The organism is Achromobacter sp. ES-001, from assembly GCF_019448355.1.
Taxonomy (GTDB): Bacteria; Pseudomonadota; Gammaproteobacteria; order Burkholderiales; family Burkholderiaceae_B; genus Achromobacter; species Achromobacter spanius_B.
In genome coordinates this window covers 4,821,826-4,839,283 of the sequence record NZ_CP079940.1, presented here as the reverse complement: position 1 = coordinate 4,839,283, position 17,458 = coordinate 4,821,826, and the positions used below count along the sequence as shown (strand labels likewise).

General features: G+C 60.2%; 21 protein-coding genes. 15 read left to right on the top strand and 6 right to left on the bottom strand.

Going from position 1 to position 17,458, the window contains the following annotated elements; translation table 11 throughout:
• Nucleotides 1-108: 108 nt before the first annotated feature.
• The 5 genes from KYT87_RS21965 to KYT87_RS21945 all read left to right on the top strand — a co-directional run bounded on the left by KYT87_RS21965 (nt 109) and on the right by KYT87_RS21945 (nt 3,358).
• Nucleotides 109-513 carry a hypothetical protein gene (locus KYT87_RS21965; protein WP_063589041.1) on the top strand — a complete coding sequence of 135 codons (405 nt, stop codon included), beginning with the start codon at nt 109-111 and terminating at the stop codon, nt 511-513.
• A 10-nt stretch (nt 514-523) separates the two neighbouring features.
• Nucleotides 524-1,441, top strand: a complete 918-nt coding sequence (locus KYT87_RS21960; protein ID WP_175155055.1) for a DNA cytosine methyltransferase — start codon at nt 524-526, stop codon at nt 1,439-1,441.
• A 157-nt stretch (nt 1,442-1,598) separates the two neighbouring features.
• Nucleotides 1,599-2,144, top strand: a complete 546-nt coding sequence (locus KYT87_RS21955) for a hypothetical protein (RefSeq protein WP_219990841.1) — start codon at nt 1,599-1,601, stop codon at nt 2,142-2,144.
• Nucleotides 2,141-3,049 carry a recombination-associated protein RdgC gene (locus KYT87_RS21950; RefSeq protein ID WP_175155053.1) on the top strand — a complete coding sequence of 303 codons (909 nt, stop codon included), beginning with the start codon at nt 2,141-2,143 and terminating at the stop codon, nt 3,047-3,049. Before KYT87_RS21955 ends, KYT87_RS21950 begins: the two co-directional genes overlap by 4 nt.
• 60 nt (nt 3,050-3,109) lie before the next feature.
• Nucleotides 3,110-3,358, top strand: a complete 249-nt coding sequence (locus KYT87_RS21945; protein WP_063589044.1) for a helix-turn-helix domain-containing protein — start codon at nt 3,110-3,112, stop codon at nt 3,356-3,358.
• A gap of 53 nt (nt 3,359-3,411) precedes the next feature.
• Here the strand turns inward: KYT87_RS21945 and KYT87_RS21940 are convergent, their stop codons facing one another.
• Nucleotides 3,412-3,768: a hypothetical protein gene (locus KYT87_RS21940; protein ID WP_054470960.1), complete on the bottom strand. Its 357-nt coding sequence runs from the start codon at nt 3,766-3,768 to the stop codon at nt 3,412-3,414.
• Between the two features lie 166 nt (nt 3,769-3,934).
• On the opposite strand from KYT87_RS21940, the gene KYT87_RS21935 reads away from it, so the two are divergent.
• The 3 genes from KYT87_RS21935 (at nt 3,935) to KYT87_RS29905 (ending at nt 4,999) form a co-directional block, all read left to right on the top strand.
• Entirely contained in the window at nt 3,935-4,372 is a 438-nt protein-coding gene (locus tag KYT87_RS21935; RefSeq protein ID WP_175155052.1) for an antirestriction protein, read from the top strand.
• Nucleotides 4,373-4,524: 152 nt separating this feature from the next.
• On the top strand, nt 4,525-4,869 hold the full coding sequence (locus tag KYT87_RS21930) for a hypothetical protein (protein ID WP_054470961.1): 345 nt from the start codon (nt 4,525-4,527) through the stop codon (nt 4,867-4,869).
• 1 nt (nt 4,870) lies between these two features.
• Nucleotides 4,871-4,999, top strand: a complete 129-nt coding sequence (locus KYT87_RS29905; protein WP_255593432.1) for a hypothetical protein — start codon at nt 4,871-4,873, stop codon at nt 4,997-4,999.
• A 135-nt stretch (nt 5,000-5,134) separates the two neighbouring features.
• On the opposite strand, the gene KYT87_RS21925 is transcribed toward KYT87_RS29905, so the two are convergent.
• From KYT87_RS21925 to KYT87_RS21915, 3 genes are read right to left on the bottom strand one after another with little or no spacing between them, the layout of a single operon-like run.
• On the bottom strand, nt 5,135-5,761 hold the full coding sequence (locus KYT87_RS21925; RefSeq protein WP_219990840.1) for a hypothetical protein: 627 nt from the start codon (nt 5,759-5,761) through the stop codon (nt 5,135-5,137).
• A 44-nt stretch (nt 5,762-5,805) separates the two neighbouring features.
• A complete protein-coding gene (locus tag KYT87_RS21920; RefSeq protein WP_175155050.1) occupies nt 5,806-6,276 on the bottom strand; it encodes a hypothetical protein in 471 nt (156 codons plus the stop codon).
• A gap of 57 nt (nt 6,277-6,333) precedes the next feature.
• A complete protein-coding gene (locus KYT87_RS21915) occupies nt 6,334-7,149 on the bottom strand; it encodes a SprT-like domain-containing protein (protein ID WP_175155049.1) in 816 nt (271 codons plus the stop codon).
• Nucleotides 7,150-7,524: 375 nt separating this feature from the next.
• Here KYT87_RS21915 and KYT87_RS21910 point away from each other — a divergent pair, with 375 nt between their 5' ends.
• The gene (locus KYT87_RS21910; RefSeq protein WP_063589050.1) at nt 7,525-8,547 is read left to right on the top strand and encodes a hypothetical protein; all 1,023 of its coding nucleotides are present in this window, start codon (nt 7,525-7,527) and stop codon (nt 8,545-8,547) included.
• A gap of 76 nt (nt 8,548-8,623) precedes the next feature.
• Here the strand turns inward: KYT87_RS21910 and KYT87_RS21905 are convergent, their stop codons facing one another.
• The gene (locus tag KYT87_RS21905; RefSeq protein ID WP_156517920.1) at nt 8,624-9,265 is read right to left on the bottom strand and encodes a hypothetical protein; all 642 of its coding nucleotides are present in this window, start codon (nt 9,263-9,265) and stop codon (nt 8,624-8,626) included.
• Between the two features lie 193 nt (nt 9,266-9,458).
• Here KYT87_RS21905 and KYT87_RS21900 point away from each other — a divergent pair, with 193 nt between their 5' ends.
• The 5 genes from KYT87_RS21900 (at nt 9,459) to KYT87_RS21880 (ending at nt 15,410) form a co-directional block, all read left to right on the top strand.
• Entirely contained in the window at nt 9,459-10,346 is an 888-nt protein-coding gene (locus KYT87_RS21900) for a hypothetical protein (protein ID WP_219990839.1), read from the top strand.
• A complete protein-coding gene (locus tag KYT87_RS21895) occupies nt 10,343-11,623 on the top strand; it encodes a hypothetical protein (protein WP_219990838.1) in 1,281 nt (426 codons plus the stop codon). Before KYT87_RS21900 ends, KYT87_RS21895 begins: the two co-directional genes overlap by 4 nt.
• Nucleotides 11,624-11,735: 112 nt before the next feature.
• Nucleotides 11,736-12,206, top strand: coding sequence for a single-stranded DNA-binding protein (gene ssb / locus KYT87_RS21890; protein WP_063589053.1), 471 nt, complete (start codon nt 11,736-11,738; stop codon nt 12,204-12,206).
• A gap of 239 nt (nt 12,207-12,445) precedes the next feature.
• A complete protein-coding gene (locus tag KYT87_RS21885) occupies nt 12,446-14,617 on the top strand; it encodes a P-loop NTPase fold protein (protein ID WP_219990837.1) in 2,172 nt (723 codons plus the stop codon).
• A gap of 40 nt (nt 14,618-14,657) precedes the next feature.
• Nucleotides 14,658-15,410 (top strand): hypothetical protein, encoded by a 753-nt coding sequence (locus KYT87_RS21880; RefSeq protein WP_175155046.1) that lies wholly within the window; start codon nt 14,658-14,660, stop codon nt 15,408-15,410.
• On the opposite strand, the gene KYT87_RS21875 is transcribed toward KYT87_RS21880, so the two are convergent.
• Nucleotides 15,407-16,399, bottom strand: a complete 993-nt coding sequence (locus KYT87_RS21875; RefSeq protein ID WP_219990836.1) for a hypothetical protein — start codon at nt 16,397-16,399, stop codon at nt 15,407-15,409. The genes KYT87_RS21880 and KYT87_RS21875 overlap by 4 nt on opposite strands.
• Before the next feature lie 163 nt (nt 16,400-16,562).
• Here KYT87_RS21875 and KYT87_RS21870 point away from each other — a divergent pair, with 163 nt between their 5' ends.
• Nucleotides 16,563-17,456 (top strand): tetratricopeptide repeat protein, encoded by an 894-nt coding sequence (locus tag KYT87_RS21870; RefSeq protein WP_219990835.1) that lies wholly within the window; start codon nt 16,563-16,565, stop codon nt 17,454-17,456.
• Nucleotides 17,457-17,458: the final 2 nt, after the last annotated feature.

Here is a 17,458-nt window from a genome sequence, read left to right as displayed (position 1 = left end):
CGTTACAGGCTATGGTCTTAATAGGCAATGATTGCCTATATAATTCTAGGGTGATTTAAATAATGGCACGAAGAATGTAAAGTTTGTGCCACGACCCTGGAGAAAGTAATGCTCGAATCAGCGACGACCACCCCCGCGTGCCTGGATTCCCTGTTGAATGTGCAGCGCCAATGGGTGAACGATCAACTTTGCAATAACGACGTTTCGAGTGACGAGGAAATGTCGCAGTTCTTGCAGGCTGAGGTGGGCTTGAACACGGACCAAGTTAAGTCCGTCATGGCCTATCGCGACACCGCCTTGGCAGATCCTTTTTTCCAGCTGTTCCCGTTCGAGAAGGTGACCGAGTTCGCTGGTTGTGCGGCGCGAATCGGCCAACCGGATTCCAAGGCGGTCTTCCGGGTTGAGGTCGGTCATCGCATTTGGGTCGACGCGGCCGCTGATGATGCTGAACGCGCTCGCGCAGAGGTCCAGGCTGCGGGCTATGCCGTGCGTTCCGTGCGTGTCGCTGTTTGAGGTGACGGTCATGGAGACCGCGATCGATTGCTTCGCAGGAATGGGCGGAAACACGGAGGGGGCGCGCATGGCTGGCATCAAGGTCACTTGGTGCGCCAACCACTGGCGCTCCGCTGTGGATACACACGCAGCCAATCACCCGGACGCAGCGCATATCTGCCAGGACGTTCACCAGGCCGACTGGACCAAAGCCCCGGCGCACGACCTTTTCATGGCCTCGCCCGCGTGCACGGGGCACACACCTGCACGGGGTAAGGACAAGCCGCATCACGACGCGGCGCGAGCCACGGCATGGGCAGTAGTGTCGGCCGTCGAATGCCATCGACCGCCTTTCGTTCTGGTGGAGAACGTGCCGGCCTTCGCACAGTGGGCTCTGTATCCCGCATGGTGCGCCGCCATGGCCGCACTGGGTTATACGTTGTCACCGATGATATGGGACGCCGCGGACTGCGGTGTGCCGCAGCATCGAAAGCGCCTTTTGATCGTGGGGACGCGCAGTCGGCATCCCATCCAACTGGAGTCGCCGAAACGCGAGCATCGTGCGATCGGTGAAGTGATCGACTTCGAGGCGGGTAACTGGTCGCTTGTGCAGCGTCCTGGCCGGTCGGAAAAGACCCTCGACCGAGTTCGTAACGCGAGACGCGCTTTTGGCGAGCGATTCGTGATGCCTTACTACGGATCCGGGTCGGGATTGACCGGGCGCGCGCTTGATCGCCCCTTGGGCACCGTTACCACCCGCGCACGTTGGGCGGTCGTGGACGGCGACAGGATGCGCATGCTCACGATTGCCGAGAACAGAGCGGCTATGGGCTTCAGGAAGGACTACATCCTTCCAGCGAATCAAGCCGTGGCATTGCACATGCTGGGAAATGCGAACCCGCCGCCGATGGCGTTCGAAGCGATATCCGCGCTGCGGAGGGCTGCCTGAGCAAATACACGGGGGCGCTGGTCGAAGGCTGGCCTCCCAAGTCTGGGCCGCTTCAGTGGCCGGAACAACCCTTTCTTTGCTGGGTCTCGCCTGTTTGAGGGGCCGCGAGTGCCATCCCCGGCGAAACCTGCTGTTCTATGTGCGTGGAGGAAAAAACGTGAAACTCACCAAAGCAAGTTGGACCTCCTTCGATTTCATTCATGCGGTGGAGTTGATTGGCGTAGGCCAATCGCAGGTTCTGACGTCGACAAAGCGCTTGTCCCGCATCGAGGGCTTCGCTCTGATGTGGAGTTTGCGGTTGATATACGCCGATTGCGATGCGGCATCGATCGGACGGCTTCGAGGGGCGCTTCACGTGTCGCTCGACCATTGCATGCGCGAGGTTGAAGCGCGTCGTTTCCGCTTTGTTGCGCGATCGACCTACGACTATTTGTCGGAGCTGTTGATGGAGTGGAAGCGCTCGGGAGTGGAGTCAATGTACGTGGCATACCGGGAGCACGACAGGCCTGGGCGCATGCTTAGATGGATGGGGAGGGTGGCGGACCTCCATGACGTCGGAATCTGTGCGGCTAACTCGCGGCAGCCCAGCCGGGCCTCCGGCCGGGTATGGGGGCGCGGGCAATCGCTCTTCTGGTATGTCAGCGCAGTTTGGCGCGATACGAGATCGACTCAGCATGCATCGCAGCCCGGACGCGTTCGATGAGCCGCACGTTCTTCAAAAATGCCCATCTCTACCGAGCGCAGGAAGACATTGCCATCTCGTCCGAAGCGTTGGAGGAGCAGCTCGGTCGCTTGGCTTTCGCGATGCCGGAAAGCGGGCGGGAAGGGCGGGGTTGGCTTCCCGCCGGTGTGGGCAACACATGTGTGCGTGAGGTGGGCCTCCATTGGCTTATTCGTATGAGGACGGCCAGGCGTCTCCTGCCTGCTGCCGTAGTGAGGCAGCGTGTAAAGGAGGTCGCGGCATTGATCGAGCACCGCCAGGGCTACAAGCCAGGCCGGAGACAGTTGAAAGACCTCAAGGACCGTGTGCTGGAGGAGCTCCTGCCGAAGGCGTTCCTTCAGATGCGGGATACCGATGTGTGGATTGATCGTGCCAATGGCTGGGTAGTCGTCGATACCGCTTCATCGAAGCGCGCGGATGAAGTGTTGTCGCTTCTCAGCAAGACTGTCGACCCGTTTGCGGTCGAGCCGCTGCAAGTGCAGACCGCGCCCGGCCGGGTAATGACGCAGTGGGTTCTTGAAGGCGAGGCATCCGAGGGATTCTCGATTGACCAGGACGCAGAGCTGCGATCGCGGGGACGTGGCCATGGCGCCATTCGCTGGGTGCGGCATTCGATTGAGACCGTCGACGCTAGACGACACATCGAGCAGGGCAAGCAATGCACCCGGCTCGCGCTTACGTGGGCCGATAAAATCTCGTTCACGTTGACCGAGGATCTGACCCTGCGCCGCCTGCGGTTCTTGGACGTACTTCAAAAGGACCTGCCCGGTGATGTGCGGGATGAGGCGGAGACGTTCGACACGAGCTTTGCTCTAATGGCGGGCGAGTTGGCCGGATTGCTCGCCGCATTGATAGATTGCTTGGGCGGCTGCGACATAAAAGACTGAAGGTAGGGCGGGCGGCAAGCAATTGCCCATCCCGGTCTGTGATATTGCGAGGAAAAGTGTATGAAGCAAGATAACGATGCCGTGCTGGTGTCACCGCCGAACGTGGAGCGGCACAATCCGGATCCCAACTATTTGCGGCAATTGTTGGACGAGGCGGGCCTGAGCCAACAGGAGGCAGCGCGACGGCTCGGGGTGTCTGTGCGGATGATGCGCTACTACTTGGCCGAGGACGACGGAAAGCCGGCACCCTATCTGGTGCAATTTGGACTCGAAGCGCTCGCAGCGGCTGGCCGAAAATCACAATCCTAATCGCGGGCCGGAAGAGCTCGATGTGCCTGCAACCCCGCACCGCTGGATAGGTGTCAGGCGCGGTCCGGCCGCTGGTCCAAATCTCTGACCGGGTAGTACCTCGTGAACGGCTTATCCCGGTCTTTCCACTGCTCATCAAGTCGGGCCTGTACGCACGGTTCCCGCAGTAACGCTGACTTGTGCTCCATCAGCAGCAGCGAGCCCGGCATCACTTCCATCTGATCGCCGTTGCGCACGGCCTCTTGCCACTTCTCCTGGCAGTACTCATAGACCCGGAAGGCCTCCAGGAGCTGGGCGTGAAGCCGCGCAATCTCCCAACAATACGCCCGTGCGGCTTCTGTCGGAGCGCTATCGAAGAAGGCCCGGAGCTGGGCGAACGTCAGAGGGGGCGGGTATTTGTCGGGGGGCATACTATGATCTCCAATACTGTATAAATATACAGTACATCCGCGACGCTCGCGTCGAGACGTTTATTAGGGGGCGGATTAGCTATGGGCGGCGGCTCCACCCTTGAATGCAGACCACATCCCTTCATTCGGCAAACCGGCATCCCGCCGGACCTTTTGGAGAGAGAGCATGAATGCAGCAGTTGAAGAGGGTACGGACGTCATCCAGGCGACCAAGGTGTCTGGGGAACGTCGACTATCGATCCTACCCAAGTACTTTGGGCCTGGCCTCCGGTACCTCATGATCGGCGAGGCGCAGGTGTACAACCACATGGAAATGCTGTGCAGCGAGTACCGCGGCGGCTATTGGGAGTTTTTCGAGCTGTCGAATGGGGGCTTCTTCATGGTGCCCTCCATGCAGAAGGAGCGCGTTCGCGTCGTGCAGGCGATGAACGGCTATAGCGGCGAGGTATCGGTGGAGGCGGCGGGCATCATTGCGTGCCTTTTTGGCTTCTACGCGCTTGCGTGCCAAAGCCAGCAGGAAAACCACCTCGACCTGTACATGGCCTTGCGAGACTTCGCGTGCGGACATGCTGAGGCACGCGAGATCCTCCAGGCGATTGACTAACCCCAACCCGGTTCCACTCTGGAACCGGGTTTTTTATTGCCGAGCGCAAGCCACCGGGGCATGAAGACGACCTGGGGCTACTGAGAGAGATTCCGGCACCGCACGACCCTCGTGCTAGCACCGGCTGTTACTATCTGTATCTAGGAGGGGTGATGCTTATTGCGTTTTTGATTCTCAGCCCCCTGGCCCTAATGTGGCTAGTGGCGGAGTTCTACCACCCGCCCACGCGGGAGATGTTCGGCAACCTGAAAAGGAACCTGTTTGGTCCTCTTTGGCGCTCGTTGACCTACCCCGTAGGCAAGCAAAGAGAGGCCTTCGGCCAGTTCTTTGTGGGTGTTGCGATCGCCAGTTGTGTCGGTGCCGCTACTGTGGCGTTTGAAACAAACTGGGGTGCGGCAACGTGGGTGTTGTACGTGAAGTTGGTTGGGCTGTCCCTTGGGATGGTGCTATCATTGGCTCTGGCCAGTTTGTTCTACGGCACGAAGCAAGGAGACTGATATGGACCTCGGAACCGCTGTAATGCTTGGCGTCCTCGCCGTCGTTGTTGGTTTCGGCCTGTTCGTCGCCAACAACGTCGTGAAGACTGACCGTGAGAAACAGCGCGAGTCGGGTCACCATCCAGCGTGACACGTCGCCCGGAAAACCCTCGATTCGTTCGAGGGTTTTTTTTTGCCCTCGACCGATAGGGGCGCGGCCAGTACTCCACGAAGGCAGGCCAGCGGGGCAGGCGTGAATGCGCGGGCGAGCCGGTTAGGACGCCGCTCAATTGTCGTAGCCGTGTGAAGCGAGCACCTGGGCCATGTTTGAGCCTTCCCAGGAACCGGGCCGGCTCCGGACCATGCCGAGGTCTTCCGCAAGCATTGCCAGCGCACCTGCAACGGTTAGTAGGCCATGCGTGCAGGCTTGCTCGATCTTGACTTGGCGCGAGCCATTGAGCTGGCCCAACAATTGACGGATGTTGGTGTGAAGCTCTCGCGAGAGTCGCACGTCCACGATAACGGTGTCGGCGTCGGCGGTGGCTGGCTCCGGCTCCAACCTGAGAGCGTCCAGCTCGATGGCACGCTTGCGGTCTCGGTACAGTTTTTCGATTTCGTCCCGGGAGATGGCGATGGACACTGCATTAGGCTTTACGCCCGGTCGGGGGGCGCCGTCGTCGCCGAAAAAGTGCTCATAGGGCATGTCTTTGCCCGTTTTGTAGAACACCTCGACCTGCGGCACGCAGCCGTACGCATCGCTTGCCAGATCAGGATCTTCAACTATTTGCTTATCGCTCGCGTCGATGAAGCCCGGCAGGGTCAAATCCACCGTCGCGTCTGGATCGCAATCGTTGAGGATGGCTTGGAGTTCGCGGACGGTGAGTTGTCTGGGAGGGGCGGTCGTGGTGCTCATGGTGCAGTTCTCCGGAAACTTGGCGTGAATACGAGGTCGACGAACTACGGCGCGGTCCGCAGTACGTAATTAAGGATGTGCCATACGGCGAAAAGGGTCGTGAGTACTACCAGTGCGCCTGCCGCCAATTGCTGGTAGATGTCGAGCTCTGCCCAGGTCGAAGCAGTCGTGCCGAGCAGCAAGCACGACATGACTGCCACGAGCCACCCAGTGGCGATGGCGATGACAAGTTTCCTCCGCGCATTGATCTTGTCTCCATGGAAATCCGAGGCCTCCGCGATCTCCACGACTGTGGTTGCCCATCCACATAGCGCCAGACCGAGAAGACCTAAGCACGCGGTCGCCCAGAAGCTCCGCCCAAACGTCGCAAGTTCTATCAGTAAATCAAGATTGGAGATGCCCCAGCCTATGAGTGCACCGAGCGATATGAGGGCAGCGGCGAATACGATCACAAGCGCAGCTGCACGTCGCGCGGTTGCGTTAAGGGATTGAGTGCTGGATTTGTTTGCGGTCATAGTCGTATGAGGTTGGGGCAAAAAAGGCGCTGTGGGCCATGGGAACCGCGTTATGTGCTATTGGCATTGCACAGTGGCATCGCATTCCTCGAAGGGGGCATTGCGGCACATGGAGACCCCGCATCGGAGCTTGAGATTCGGTTTTCCCCACACTTGCGCCAGGCAGGTCGCGCATCGGTATTTCACGCGGTTGGACCGATTGACCGGGTCGCCTGAGGGGAGCGCAAGAACGGATTCGGCCCGGCCCAGTCCTAGGTACGCGGTCGAGGTGATTGCGGGTTCGGTCGTCAGGGCATCGGGATTGGCCGGCGGAGCGGCCGTAGCAACCGGCGTAGGACCGACAGGTAGCCGCTCGGCAGGAAACCGATCGAGCCAGGAAAGCGTGAATTCGCGGGTGAGCAGCGAGTCGCATGCCAAGTCGAAAACGCCGCCAGGCTCGATGTAGTGATCCATCTGCTGTCCCGTTTTGCGGCCGCCGGGCTTGCCCGTATCCGAGGGGATCAGTCCGATGGATTCCATCTTGTCTGCCCATTCTTTGTTGTGGTATCCGCGGCGGCTGAAGCTGCCGAAATGGCGCTGCCACTGGTGGACTTGTTCGTGGACCAGGGTGGAGAGGGTGTTCTTGATGGTCTGACTTGCGAAGTACGCTGGGTTCAATGCGATTTCATCGACCATGTCGCCCGTGCCGCGCCGTACGAATCGGCCTTTGGAGAAGTAGCCATAGGTGCCTTTGCGCCGTTGCAGCGTAATCAGGCACGGCGGGAGCTGCGCGTCGAACATGGCCCGGTTGAAGTGCTCGAACGCTACGTACAGTTCGCCGTACGCCTCAGCGGTTGGGCCATCCGCGGACGGCTCGAAGAATTCGGTTGGCATGGTCGTGTCGCAAAATTTGGCGTTCTCGCCCCTTACGGAGCAGATTTAGCTATGCTTTAATTCCACTCGATGCATCGCTCGTTGTGCATCGTCAACGACTCTCTCCAAGTCGCTTCACTCGACGAGACTGACGCCCCGGCCACCCCATGGTTCGGGGCGTTTTTTATTGGCACACCGCTTCAACCGGGGAGCGTGGATACATCTTTTGGTACCGGCAATATTAATTGATACTTTACGCCAAATAAAGCAGCAATTTATAATCGCTCAAAAGTAGCTTTGCTCGCCTTGAGTGCGCATCGCCAGCCCATCCGCAGCGGGCCCATCAGTTATGGAAGCTGTCTGCATCAGCGCCTCACGTAGGCCAAGGAGAACGCCATGAATGACCAAGTGCTCGATGATCTACTTCCGCCGACGACCGTCGAGCGCGAGCTCGTGCGAGGCAATGTGAAAGCGAGCATGGACGCCGCGGGCGCGAAGAGCTCGGACCTCTGGAACGTGCCGTATGAGCAGATCCGCCTGATTCCTGGATGGCAGCCCCGCATCAACAACGAAAAATGGCGGAAGCGGGTCGCGTACATCGGTGGCCTGATCCTCGCCAACGGGTATGCGCCGGATAAGCCCGTCCAGGGCTATGTCGCGCGCGAAGGCGGCCTGGATGTGCTCTACCTGACCGAGGGGCATACCCGATATCATGCGACCGGATGGGCGCGGGAGCACGGGGCGAAGATCGAGCGTATTCCCATGATCGTGCTGCCCAAGGGCACGACCATGGTTGACCTCACTGTGGCTCAGGCTAATGCCCAAGAGGGCACGCCGCTCGCACCCTATGAGCTGGGCATTTTGATGAAGCGGATGATCGGATACCAGGTGTCGGTATCCGAAATTGCCCGTCGTTTTGGCTACAGCGAGCAGTACGTAAACGATTTGCTCTCGCTGATGGGCGCCCCGAGCCGAATCCGACAGATGGTGATCGAGGACAAGGTGTCGGCCGCCGTGGCGGTCCAGTTCCTCAAGTCACACGGCGACAAAGCGGAGGAGCGCCTCCTAGAGGGGCTCAAGATCGCGGATTCCATGGGTCAAACGAGGGTGACCCGCAAGGTTCTTTCGACTGGGCCCAAGGTCCCTCCGCGATACGTGCCGAACCTCTACGACGCAATGACGAAGGTCGCGCCGTATCTTCAAGGGTTCCTGCCGGGCGAGACCGCCGAAATTCCGGGTCTGGAAGATGAGGCCGACTTGATCACGGTGAAAATCAGCAAATCGGCGCTCGAAGCATTCCGCGAGACGCACTTGCAAGTCACGGAAGCCATGGAGAAGCGTTCGCGCAAACAGCCGACGGCGGGGGCGGAAGACGCCGGCGACGTGGGCGCTCAAGGAGAGCAACAATCGCTAGCATGACCGTATTGGCAATGGTCGCCGCAAGAGGGGAGCCGGGCGGCCCCGACTGCTCCTCCTACAGCGGTTCACGCGGGTCTCAAAGCTCCTGGACAACGGGCTCGCGGTCGGACTTGCCTTGCTTTGTCTTTGCGGGGTGGACAGGCGCGACGCCTGCCTCCGCCATCAGGAGTTTGCGCTCCATCGTGCATCCCCACTCGTATAGCTCCACCACCAAGAGACGTTGAGCGAGCGGGAGCGAATCCCAATATTGCTTGGACGGGGGCGCGTATCCCACCCACTTCGGGTCGGCTTGTAGTTTCTGGGCGGTGAGCCACAGCTGCTCATCCAGCCCGATCTGACACCGCAGTTCTGAATGGTCGATGTCGCCGGCGAGCACGCGCAGCCAGAACTGTGGGATGCCAAGCCACGCCGCCAGCCAGGCACCCCGTTCCTTATCGCGAACGAGAGAAAGGGTCGCGCGCTGGCCGGTGAGAATCGCAGTCAGAGCGCCTTGCGTGAGGCCCAGTCGACTCGCGAGAGTGGTGAGATTGAGTTCGCAACGAGGATCCGCAAGCTTTTCGCGGATCCGCTGTACGAGAGGTACCCCTGGCCAATGGTCCGGTCCCGTGGACCGGGGAGGATCGTCGGCGGAAGAGCGCCGGGGGCGCCCGCGCTGGGGCCTTTTCGTGCCAGACGAGGCGGATAGTTCATATTGGGCATTTTGGTCCTTGCGTGCCATGCGCAGTCTCCGATCGATGAAATAAATATCATCAGGCTAATTGACACGCATTGTGCATCAGTCAAGCGTCTAAACCAAATTTTTGGGCCCTAAAAGTCGTTTTTGTTCGTTCCTCATTGTATGAAATAAAAACAGCGCGTATTGTGGCACCGCGCAATGTTTACCTTGGAACCGAGCAAAGAAAGGAGCCCACATGCTTTCTGCCGAAGCCGCAGTATCTCCGCGCTCGTTCGCGTATACGAACGGGATGATGAACGCCGTCTGGTTGGTCGGAGAGCTTTTCTCCGCCGACCGGGAGGCAGGCCGATGCGAGATCCTTATCTCCAACAAGAGCCCGCACTATCGAGTCTCGTTCGAGTTCGACGTGACCAAGGGCGTGGGTCTGCCGAAATACTTCAAGCGGGGCGACGTGATCGCCGTCACAGCGCTGGTACGCTCCCACCTCATTGATGGCGAATACAACCTCACCTTGAAGGCGCTGCACTTCCAGGCACCGAGCGTTCGCGACCTGCGTGGGGATGACTTGCGCGACTATGCGAAGCGCATGAACGGCGCCATCCTCAACGCGGCCGGTGCAGAGCCCGGGCGACAGGATGCCTTCACGTACAAAATCGACCGCGCCCAACGTAAGCGATCGAACGTTATCCGGCTGGCTGGCTTCGTGCACGCGATGGAGTTCGAACGAGGCGAGCCCCATCCAGAAACGCAGGAGCCCACCGGCGACAAGCTCGTGCTGCTGCTGCGGCAATTCGAAAATGCCGACAAGTGCATTCCGATACGCATCTATGGTCGCCAAGCGGGGCCGTTCTACACGGCCATTCGTAAAGCCAAGCGCAACGGGCCCTTGGCCATTCACGCCATGGGTGAGCTGTACGTGAAGGTGAAGACCACACCGTCGCCGGACGCAGACGCAGAGCCCGACGTGCGTCGCGTGCCCATCATCAAGGCGATCGGGGACATCGAGCGCCTTGACTTCGATTCGGGACTGATCGGTGAGCCCGGGCTGTATCCCTGGCTCACGGAATACCTGCCGAAGGAACTCGTGTCGACGACGCCTGAAGCGCCCGAGCAACAAGCATGAGCGGCCGCCAGGGGCCCGCTCTCGTCGGCCGTCGACGCGCCATGGGCAAGATGCTCGGCGCTTCATTAGTCGCAGGTCTTCCTGCGTTGAGCAGAGGCAATGCGGCGCAGATTGCGCCCCGCGTCGCGGATGGACTGCCGGACGGTCGAATTTGTGTCCTTTCCTACAGTACCGCGCCGCTTCCGCCCGCCGTCGGCGGCGGCGCGAGCGGCGCGATTGCTGTCCTCGGTGTGAACGGCGAAGCGCCCGTTTATGTTCCGTCCGACTCCCCGAACCTTCATGACCTGGTTGTGCCGGCGAGCAATCCCGAGGGGAACATTCTCGCGATCGGCCATGAGGCCCGGGAGTTGATCGAGATCTTCTCGAACGACTTCAAGAGCCGGGAGTCACGACGATATGCTGGGGTGACGTTCCGCGGCCATGGATTGGCCTACGGCGCGGGAGCGCTTATCGCCGCTGAATCCTCGACGTCCCCGGTCGAGGGGGGATGGTTGTTGTACCTGGACGCCACTGGGAAGGAAATCACACGCGTTGCCACGGGCGGCATACGCCCGCATGACGTGGTCGATTGCGGCGAATGGATCGCCGTCGCCCACTATGGAAATCGACCGCTGGGGGCGAATGCCGGTTCGGCGAGTAGCGCATGCAATCTCCTGTTCGATGTGGCGGCGCCGAGCGTGGCGTTCCTCAACAAACACACGTTGGCGGTCGAAAGCAACTGGGCGCTTCCTACGGACGGCGTAGCCACGCACCTTTGCCCCGATGGAGAGGGGGCGGTGCTGGTCATGCAGATGCAAGCTCAGCGGCTCTCGTGCTTTCAGGCTGACCAAGTTACGCCCGCGCTGGCGCAGATCCGTGACAGTGCGTTGCTCCTGCCGGTAGAGATCGAAAGCGGACTCTTCGAGTTGCCGTTGCCCGTGTACCGCGTCGATCGCTTGAAGGGGGTAGTGACCAAGTTCGACACCTCGGCAACGATGCAGCGACGTGGCCAAAGCTTTGCGAGGAGCGATTCGCTCGGCCTTTCGGTCGCGACGTTCGCCGCATCGCAGACCTTGTGGATGAAGTGGGATGGGTGGGACAGGCCCGAGGTTCGGTCATCCCTTCGCTTCGGCGTGCCGGATCCCCGGGGATGCGCATTCCTTGGGGGAGGCGCGTTGCTGGCGGTCAGCGGCAATGACAACAACGTTGCCATCATTGAACCGAAGTCGGCCCGCCTGTTGACCATTATTCCTGCCGTGCTGGGGCGGCATTCGCATATTCGCCACCTTGCCACTTAGTCCGCTACCAGCCACCGGTGGATGTCGTCTACCTACCGTTGATCGGATAAGCCAAGGGACTTCCGCCCTGCCGATCTAGCGAAATCTGTCATTTTCCGAAGGAGAAATCAAAATGGCATCGGTCAACAAAGTGATTTTGGTTGGGAACCTGGGGCGAGATCCCGAGGTGCGCTACTCGCCGGACGGCGCCGCAATCTGCAATCTGTCTATCGCGACGACGTCGCAGTGGAAAGACAAGTCCTCCGGGGAACGGCGCGAGGAGACGGAGTGGCATCGAGTCGTTCTGTACAACCGCCTCGCGGAGGTCGCAGGCGAGTATCTCAAGAAAGGCCGCCAGGTCTACATTGAGGGCCGACTCAAGACGCGGAAATGGCAGGACAAGGACACGGGGGCGGACAGGTACAGCACTGAAGTCGTCGGCGATCAAATGCAGATGTTGGGCGGACGAGGGGGCGGCGAAGGCGGGGGCGACGACCAACCTAGTTCCGCGCCCGCGCAGCAACGCAATCCCCGCCCGGCGGCACAGCAGCCTCAATCTACCGGCGCCTCGCTGGCTGACATGGACGATGATATTCCGTTCTAGTTCCTACTAAGCCATCTTTTTGCCGGTTCACGCCCGCCTTTCTTCGGAAGGGTGGGCGTTTCTCTTTAGGGATCCGATCTCACTCCGCCGGGGGGCGCGGAGCGCGATCACACGCCTGACGAACTGGTAACAAGTTGGGTAACATTCCGGAACTGGAGGATCCCATGAGATGGATTAGAAGCCTCTTTGGACGGAAACGCGCGTCGACCACGTGCACGACTGACGCATCGACGCAGGAAATGGCCAAAGAACAACCCGAGAGTCCGTATCTTTCAGATGATCCTATAGCGTCGAAGACGCAGGACCGTTTTGGGCGTGCGCCATTCGCGGCCAGGATCGCTGAGACGATAGCGAAGCGAGCGGACCCGTCGAGCATTGTCATCGGCCTCTTCGGGCCCTGGGGCGACGGAAAGACGTCCGTTTTAAAAATGATGGAAGAATCGCTTGGCCCCCACCAGAACGCCATAGCGATACGTTTCAACCCATGGCACTTCCCGTCCGAAGAAGCGCTTCTGCGCGGTTTCTTCGCAACGCTGGCCGAGACTTTGGGCAAAGAACCGGGGTTCAAAGGTCGAGCGGCCGAGCTTTTGGGGAAGTACGGCGGACTCCTGTCGGCTGTTTCCGTAGCGCTGCCAGGCGTAGAGATCAACCCGGGTGAAGCTGCCAAGAATCTCGGAGAGGCCTTATCGAAGGTCGGCCTTGATGAACTGAAGGACGAGATCGACGCCCTGCTCCTCGAAAGCGGTAAGAGGCTCGTCATCCTCATCGACGACATCGATCGCCTGGACAGGAACGAGACCCATGCGATTTTCAAGCTGGTCAAGTTGTCGGCCAGCTTCAAGTACACGTGTTACGTGTTGGCGTTTGATGACGATGTGGTTTCTGCCGCGCTCGGTGAACGATATGGGGCGGGAGGGGCGGAAGCTGGCCGGGCATTCCTGGAAAAAATCATTCAGGTGCCGCTCCACTTGCCGCCCGCCGACCGCCTAAGTCTTCGGGAGATTACTTTCGAAGGACTTAACCGCGCTTTACAGCAAGCGAACATATCAATCGATCAGTCGCAAGTTGACAAGTTTATGCGCCCGTTCGTCGACGGCCTTGAGCCGAAGCTACAAACGCCGCGGCTCGCAAAGCAGTACATCAACGCTCTCCTGTTTTCGCTGCCCTTGGTAAAGGGGGAGGTGAACATTGCCGAGTTCATGTTGATTGAAGGACTACGCCTACTGTATCCCCGGCTATACATTGCAATACGGGACGAGCCAGATATGTTCCTACATGGAGAGCCTCGCGACATTGTGCGCAACCCACTGCAAGCCCAGCCGTCGCCCTTAGATGAGGTCCTGGCAGCCGCTATGCCACTCTCTACGGCAAAGGAGCGTGACATTGTTAGACGACGGCTGTTGGTACCGCTTTTCCCACGTGTCGACACAATGAGGTACGGCCCGGAATGGGATAAGCAGTGGACGGCAGAGCAACGCTTGTGTTCGAGCCGCTATTTCAAGCGCTACTTTGTTTACGGGGTACCGGAAGGCGACATTGCGGATAGCGGAATTGACGATCTAATCGCTTCGTTAGCGACGGGTGATCCGGAGGCGCAGCGCGCGACCTTGAACAAATACGCCGACCGGGCGATGCCGCGATTGATTGAGAGGCTTCGGGACCGTGCCGAGGACGTTGACGAAATCGCGGCGCTGCCTTTGGCGCTCGCAATAGTTCGGAACGGCGATATGCTCCCGCGAGAGCGTGGACCCTATGTCATGGGAGGAACCTTCCTGCAAGCGGCCATCCTCGTATCTCAACTAATGAGGCAGATCGAGATGGGGCACCGGCTCGATGCGGTGAAGGCCGTGATCGAGGCTGCGCAGCCGTTGGCTTTGGGCAGCGAGTGCGTTAGATGGCTCACTCACTATCCGGACAAGCCCGAGGCGCATCGTGTCTTGCCAGACGATGCAAACGACGCTGTCTACGAGCTATTCGCCGGCAGGGTTCGTGCCGCAAGCGAGGAGGGTCCGCTCTTCCTAGCGGCGGCAATGGACGCACCAGGGCTCTATTGGGATTGGCAGAAGGGGCGCGGTAAGGCAGAGGTCGAAGAGCACCTGCGAGGGATATTCGAGCAGGACCCAGCTAGTATGGATGCGTTCCTCGACACCTACGTCGGGGAAGGTTGGGAAGTGGCAAGCGGGATGCCAGTCCGCTCATTCTTGCAGCGAAATAGCTATGATTCCATCGCGTCCTGTATCTCACCTGACTATGTTATGGATAACCTCCGGGAGCGTTACGGTGCGGAGTTGGACTCGCCCGAGTACCACTCCGACGGAAGTTCGGCGCGAAAGGTTGCGCACCAGTTCGCTGCCATTCATAAGGCTGTACTTGAGCAAGCGGCCCAGCCTAACGGGGGCGAAGGCGCATAGAGCGGCGTAACGACCGCGATCGGAGCCCGAGGAGCGAGTTGTGACGACACCCAAAAAGCACCGGACAGGCGTGCCCACGATCGAGGCTGCGCCCGCGCGCGCAGCTGGCGACAGCAATGTCGCCGACTATCTCGGTGCAGTGATATCTGACGCGTTTTCTATGCTTTGTGTGCCGGGGGCGTCGGTGCTCGGAGCCGCGGCAAAAGCAGCGCTACAGGCCCGACAAGCCAGGCGAGCGGAGGAAGCTCGCGACATCCTGCTTGACGAACTGCGAGCGGGACAAGCGACGCCGCACGCCGTTGAACTGGAGGAGTCCTCAGACATCGCATTGCGGTACGCGCGGGCAGTGCGCGAGGGTGTCGGTCGAATCAATCTCCGCATGCTGGCGGCCGTGCTCGCCGGCCAGCTTGCTCACGAGGCCGTTTATGCGGATGAGTTCTACCGTTGGGCCGATACGCTAGCCGGATTGACGACGGAGGAGATTGTCGTCCTAGCGGGGTACTTGCGGCACATGCCCGCCGATTTGCGCACGGCACGCCTAGTCCAGTTGGGGGCGGCGGTGTACCACGACATTTATGGGGCAGACACGGCTCGGTGGGGCGACTTTGAAGCGGTCAGGGGCGCTTTGCTTCGAACCGGGCTCCTCTCGATCTCAGCAACCGGCGGGGCAATCGGGGACGGCAACAGCGTTGTGTTTGCCCCGACATCCAAGCTTCAAGAGTTGGGTCGGTTGGTCGAGATGGAGGGGGTGTTGGAGCGTAGCGGCCTGTCTAGGGGCGGGGCGCACCCCTAGGCCTTCGCAGCGTTGCCGCCGACGGCGTCGACAAGCCCCTCGTACTTGCGCATACGGTGCGGCGGAGGGATGTTGAGGTCCTGGCTCCAACGCGTGATGGTGGTTTCGGACACGTCGAGTATCTGGGCGAGCTCACGGTTCGTCCGGACGCCTGCGCGCTCCTTCCATTCGGTGATCATCTTCGCCATGCTGCCGCTCTTGCCCGCGATCTGTTTCCAACGGTCGTTCTGCTCCTTGACCTGATCGAATTTCGCGCGGAACACCAGTCGTGCACGCTCCAGCACTTCATCCGGCAGAGGGGCGATGCCCTTCATGTACGCGCTGAGGGTATTGGGATTGCTGCTCAGCGCTGTCGCCAGCTCGGGAATCGTCATTTGGAGCTTGGTCTTAATTTCGCGCAGCTCAAGCTGCCCTGCGGATGCGATTTTCGCGGTCCGGGGGGCGCGTGTCGGCTTTGCCGGCAGCGCGGACAGCTCGGCCAGGGGGACGGGCGCCCCTGGCAGTTGTCCGTCCAGCGGTGGAATCGGCACCGGGATCCAATCTTCGCGAGCTGGGGGCGCGGCCAGCGCTGCGGCGAGTTGTGCGTGGGCTTTCTTGGCCATCATGGTCGTGTCGAGGCGGAGAGTATCTGATTCTACAGGGACAAGCGCGGCCCCAACCTTGGGGTCGTCCAGGTCCGCCGTGAAAGGTAGCTCGGAATCGTAGGGATTGCGCGTGTAGTCAAGAACGAGATTGCGTGCGCAGCCCTTGAGCGCGCCCCATATGGCATCGGGATCCCGCATTCGCGGTAGAAGCCGGATTACGACGACCGCCGCGAGTTCACTCAACAGCTCTTCCAGTCGGTCGCCTCCCAGGTGCCCGTAGCGCCGCAGGGCGCTCCAGGCGATCGCTCGGATGTCTGGGTTGGTCAGAACGAGCCGTGCGATTTGGTCAGAAAGCTGCTTTTCTTGCTCGGTTCCTCGATGTTGGACGTACTGGCGGCAGAGCATCCGGAGGCCTTCCCCGCGACCAATCGGGTTGAGATCTGATCGATTTTTTATCATAAGATTTATATAAATCAGATAGTTGACACCTCTAAATGTTAACATCGTCAGGGTCAAAATCGTCTGCGTGAGAGCCTGAATGTCGTGCCGAAAAGAGAAATTCGCTGCAATGGCCCTGGTGACGGTCTGCTTATCGGCACCGGCGTCAGTTCATGCCTCCAGCGGGGTGATGGAGGCGCTGACGGACGGCGTGAAAGGCGCGTTTCGCATTGGCAATGACGGACTTGGGGCGAGGGGAGACGCGGCCAAGCTTTGGTCCGCACACATGTCGGGCGACCGGCAGGCGCTGGAGCGCCTTGGCCTTATGGCTCGGCGTGGCAATCCGGAGGCAAAGGCAATCCTTGGATACGCCTTCGACAACGGTATTGGCGTGCCCCGCGACAGCGCACGTGCGGCCTCCTATTTCTCGGAAGCCAAGAAGAAGGTGCCGCTTGCGGCCTACAACCTCGGTGTCCTGCTCAAGGAAGGGCGCGGCGTGCAGGCGGATCCGCGCGAAGCGCTGACGGCCTATCAACAAGCTGATGGGATCGGCCCCGCGGCCGCGATGGCTGCGAGTCTGTTGTTTTCCCAGGGGCGCACGGCCGAGGCACTGGAATGGTCGGAGCGCGCGGCGAAATGGAAGAGCTCGTACGGGACATACCTGCATGCCCGTCTGCTTCTGGACACCGGCCGTGAGAAACAGGGTTTCATTACGATGCGCAAGGCTGCCTCCATGAACTATCCGGATGCGATTGATGCGCTTGTGTATCTGTACCAGAGAGGCGTTGGTACGAAGCCCGATAACGCTATGGCGGCCGGGTACTGGATCATTGGACAAGTCGGTAAAGGCATCGCCAATGAGGACCAGGCGAGCGAGTTGGCGAAGCAATTTGGCCTGCCAGACCATGAGCATTTTAAGGCGGTCAGATTCGCGCGCAGATGGCTACTGGGCAGGGCGAAGTACACGCCGTTTGACTTCTCCCGCACCTTGGAGCCCGGGGACCTAAGCAAAAAGGGGAGTTGAGG

Coding starts and splice junctions, on each gene's coding strand:
- KYT87_RS21885 (WP_219990837.1), top strand. CDS start 12,446: ATGGCCAAAGAACAACCCGAGAGTCCGTATCTTTCAGATGATCCTATA.
- KYT87_RS21895 (WP_219990838.1), top strand. CDS start 10,343: ATGAGCGGCCGCCAGGGGCCCGCTCTCGTCGGCCGTCGACGCGCCATG.
- KYT87_RS21930 (WP_054470961.1), top strand. CDS start 4,525: ATGCTTATTGCGTTTTTGATTCTCAGCCCCCTGGCCCTAATGTGGCTA.
- KYT87_RS21940 (WP_054470960.1), bottom strand. CDS start 3,768: ATGCCCCCCGACAAATACCCGCCCCCTCTGACGTTCGCCCAGCTCCGG.
- KYT87_RS21920 (WP_175155050.1), bottom strand. CDS start 6,276: ATGACCGCAAACAAATCCAGCACTCAATCCCTTAACGCAACCGCGCGA.
- KYT87_RS21875 (WP_219990836.1), bottom strand. CDS start 16,399: ATGCTCTGCCGCCAGTACGTCCAACATCGAGGAACCGAGCAAGAAAAG.
- KYT87_RS21870 (WP_219990835.1), top strand. CDS start 16,563: ATGGCCCTGGTGACGGTCTGCTTATCGGCACCGGCGTCAGTTCATGCC.
- ssb (WP_063589053.1), top strand. CDS start 11,736: ATGGCATCGGTCAACAAAGTGATTTTGGTTGGGAACCTGGGGCGAGAT.
- KYT87_RS21915 (WP_175155049.1), bottom strand. CDS start 7,149: ATGCCAACCGAATTCTTCGAGCCGTCCGCGGATGGCCCAACCGCTGAG.
- KYT87_RS21905 (WP_156517920.1), bottom strand. CDS start 9,265: ATGGCACGCAAGGACCAAAATGCCCAATATGAACTATCCGCCTCGTCT.
- KYT87_RS21950 (WP_175155053.1), top strand. CDS start 2,141: ATGAGCCGCACGTTCTTCAAAAATGCCCATCTCTACCGAGCGCAGGAA.
- KYT87_RS21925 (WP_219990840.1), bottom strand. CDS start 5,761: ATGAGCACCACGACCGCCCCTCCCAGACAACTCACCGTCCGCGAACTC.
- KYT87_RS21900 (WP_219990839.1), top strand. CDS start 9,459: ATGCTTTCTGCCGAAGCCGCAGTATCTCCGCGCTCGTTCGCGTATACG.
- KYT87_RS21910 (WP_063589050.1), top strand. CDS start 7,525: ATGAATGACCAAGTGCTCGATGATCTACTTCCGCCGACGACCGTCGAG.
- KYT87_RS29905 (WP_255593432.1), top strand. CDS start 4,871: ATGGACCTCGGAACCGCTGTAATGCTTGGCGTCCTCGCCGTCGTTGTT.
- KYT87_RS21935 (WP_175155052.1), top strand. CDS start 3,935: ATGAATGCAGCAGTTGAAGAGGGTACGGACGTCATCCAGGCGACCAAG.
- KYT87_RS21960 (WP_175155055.1), top strand. CDS start 524: ATGGAGACCGCGATCGATTGCTTCGCAGGAATGGGCGGAAACACGGAG.
- KYT87_RS21945 (WP_063589044.1), top strand. CDS start 3,110: ATGAAGCAAGATAACGATGCCGTGCTGGTGTCACCGCCGAACGTGGAG.
- KYT87_RS21965 (WP_063589041.1), top strand. CDS start 109: ATGCTCGAATCAGCGACGACCACCCCCGCGTGCCTGGATTCCCTGTTG.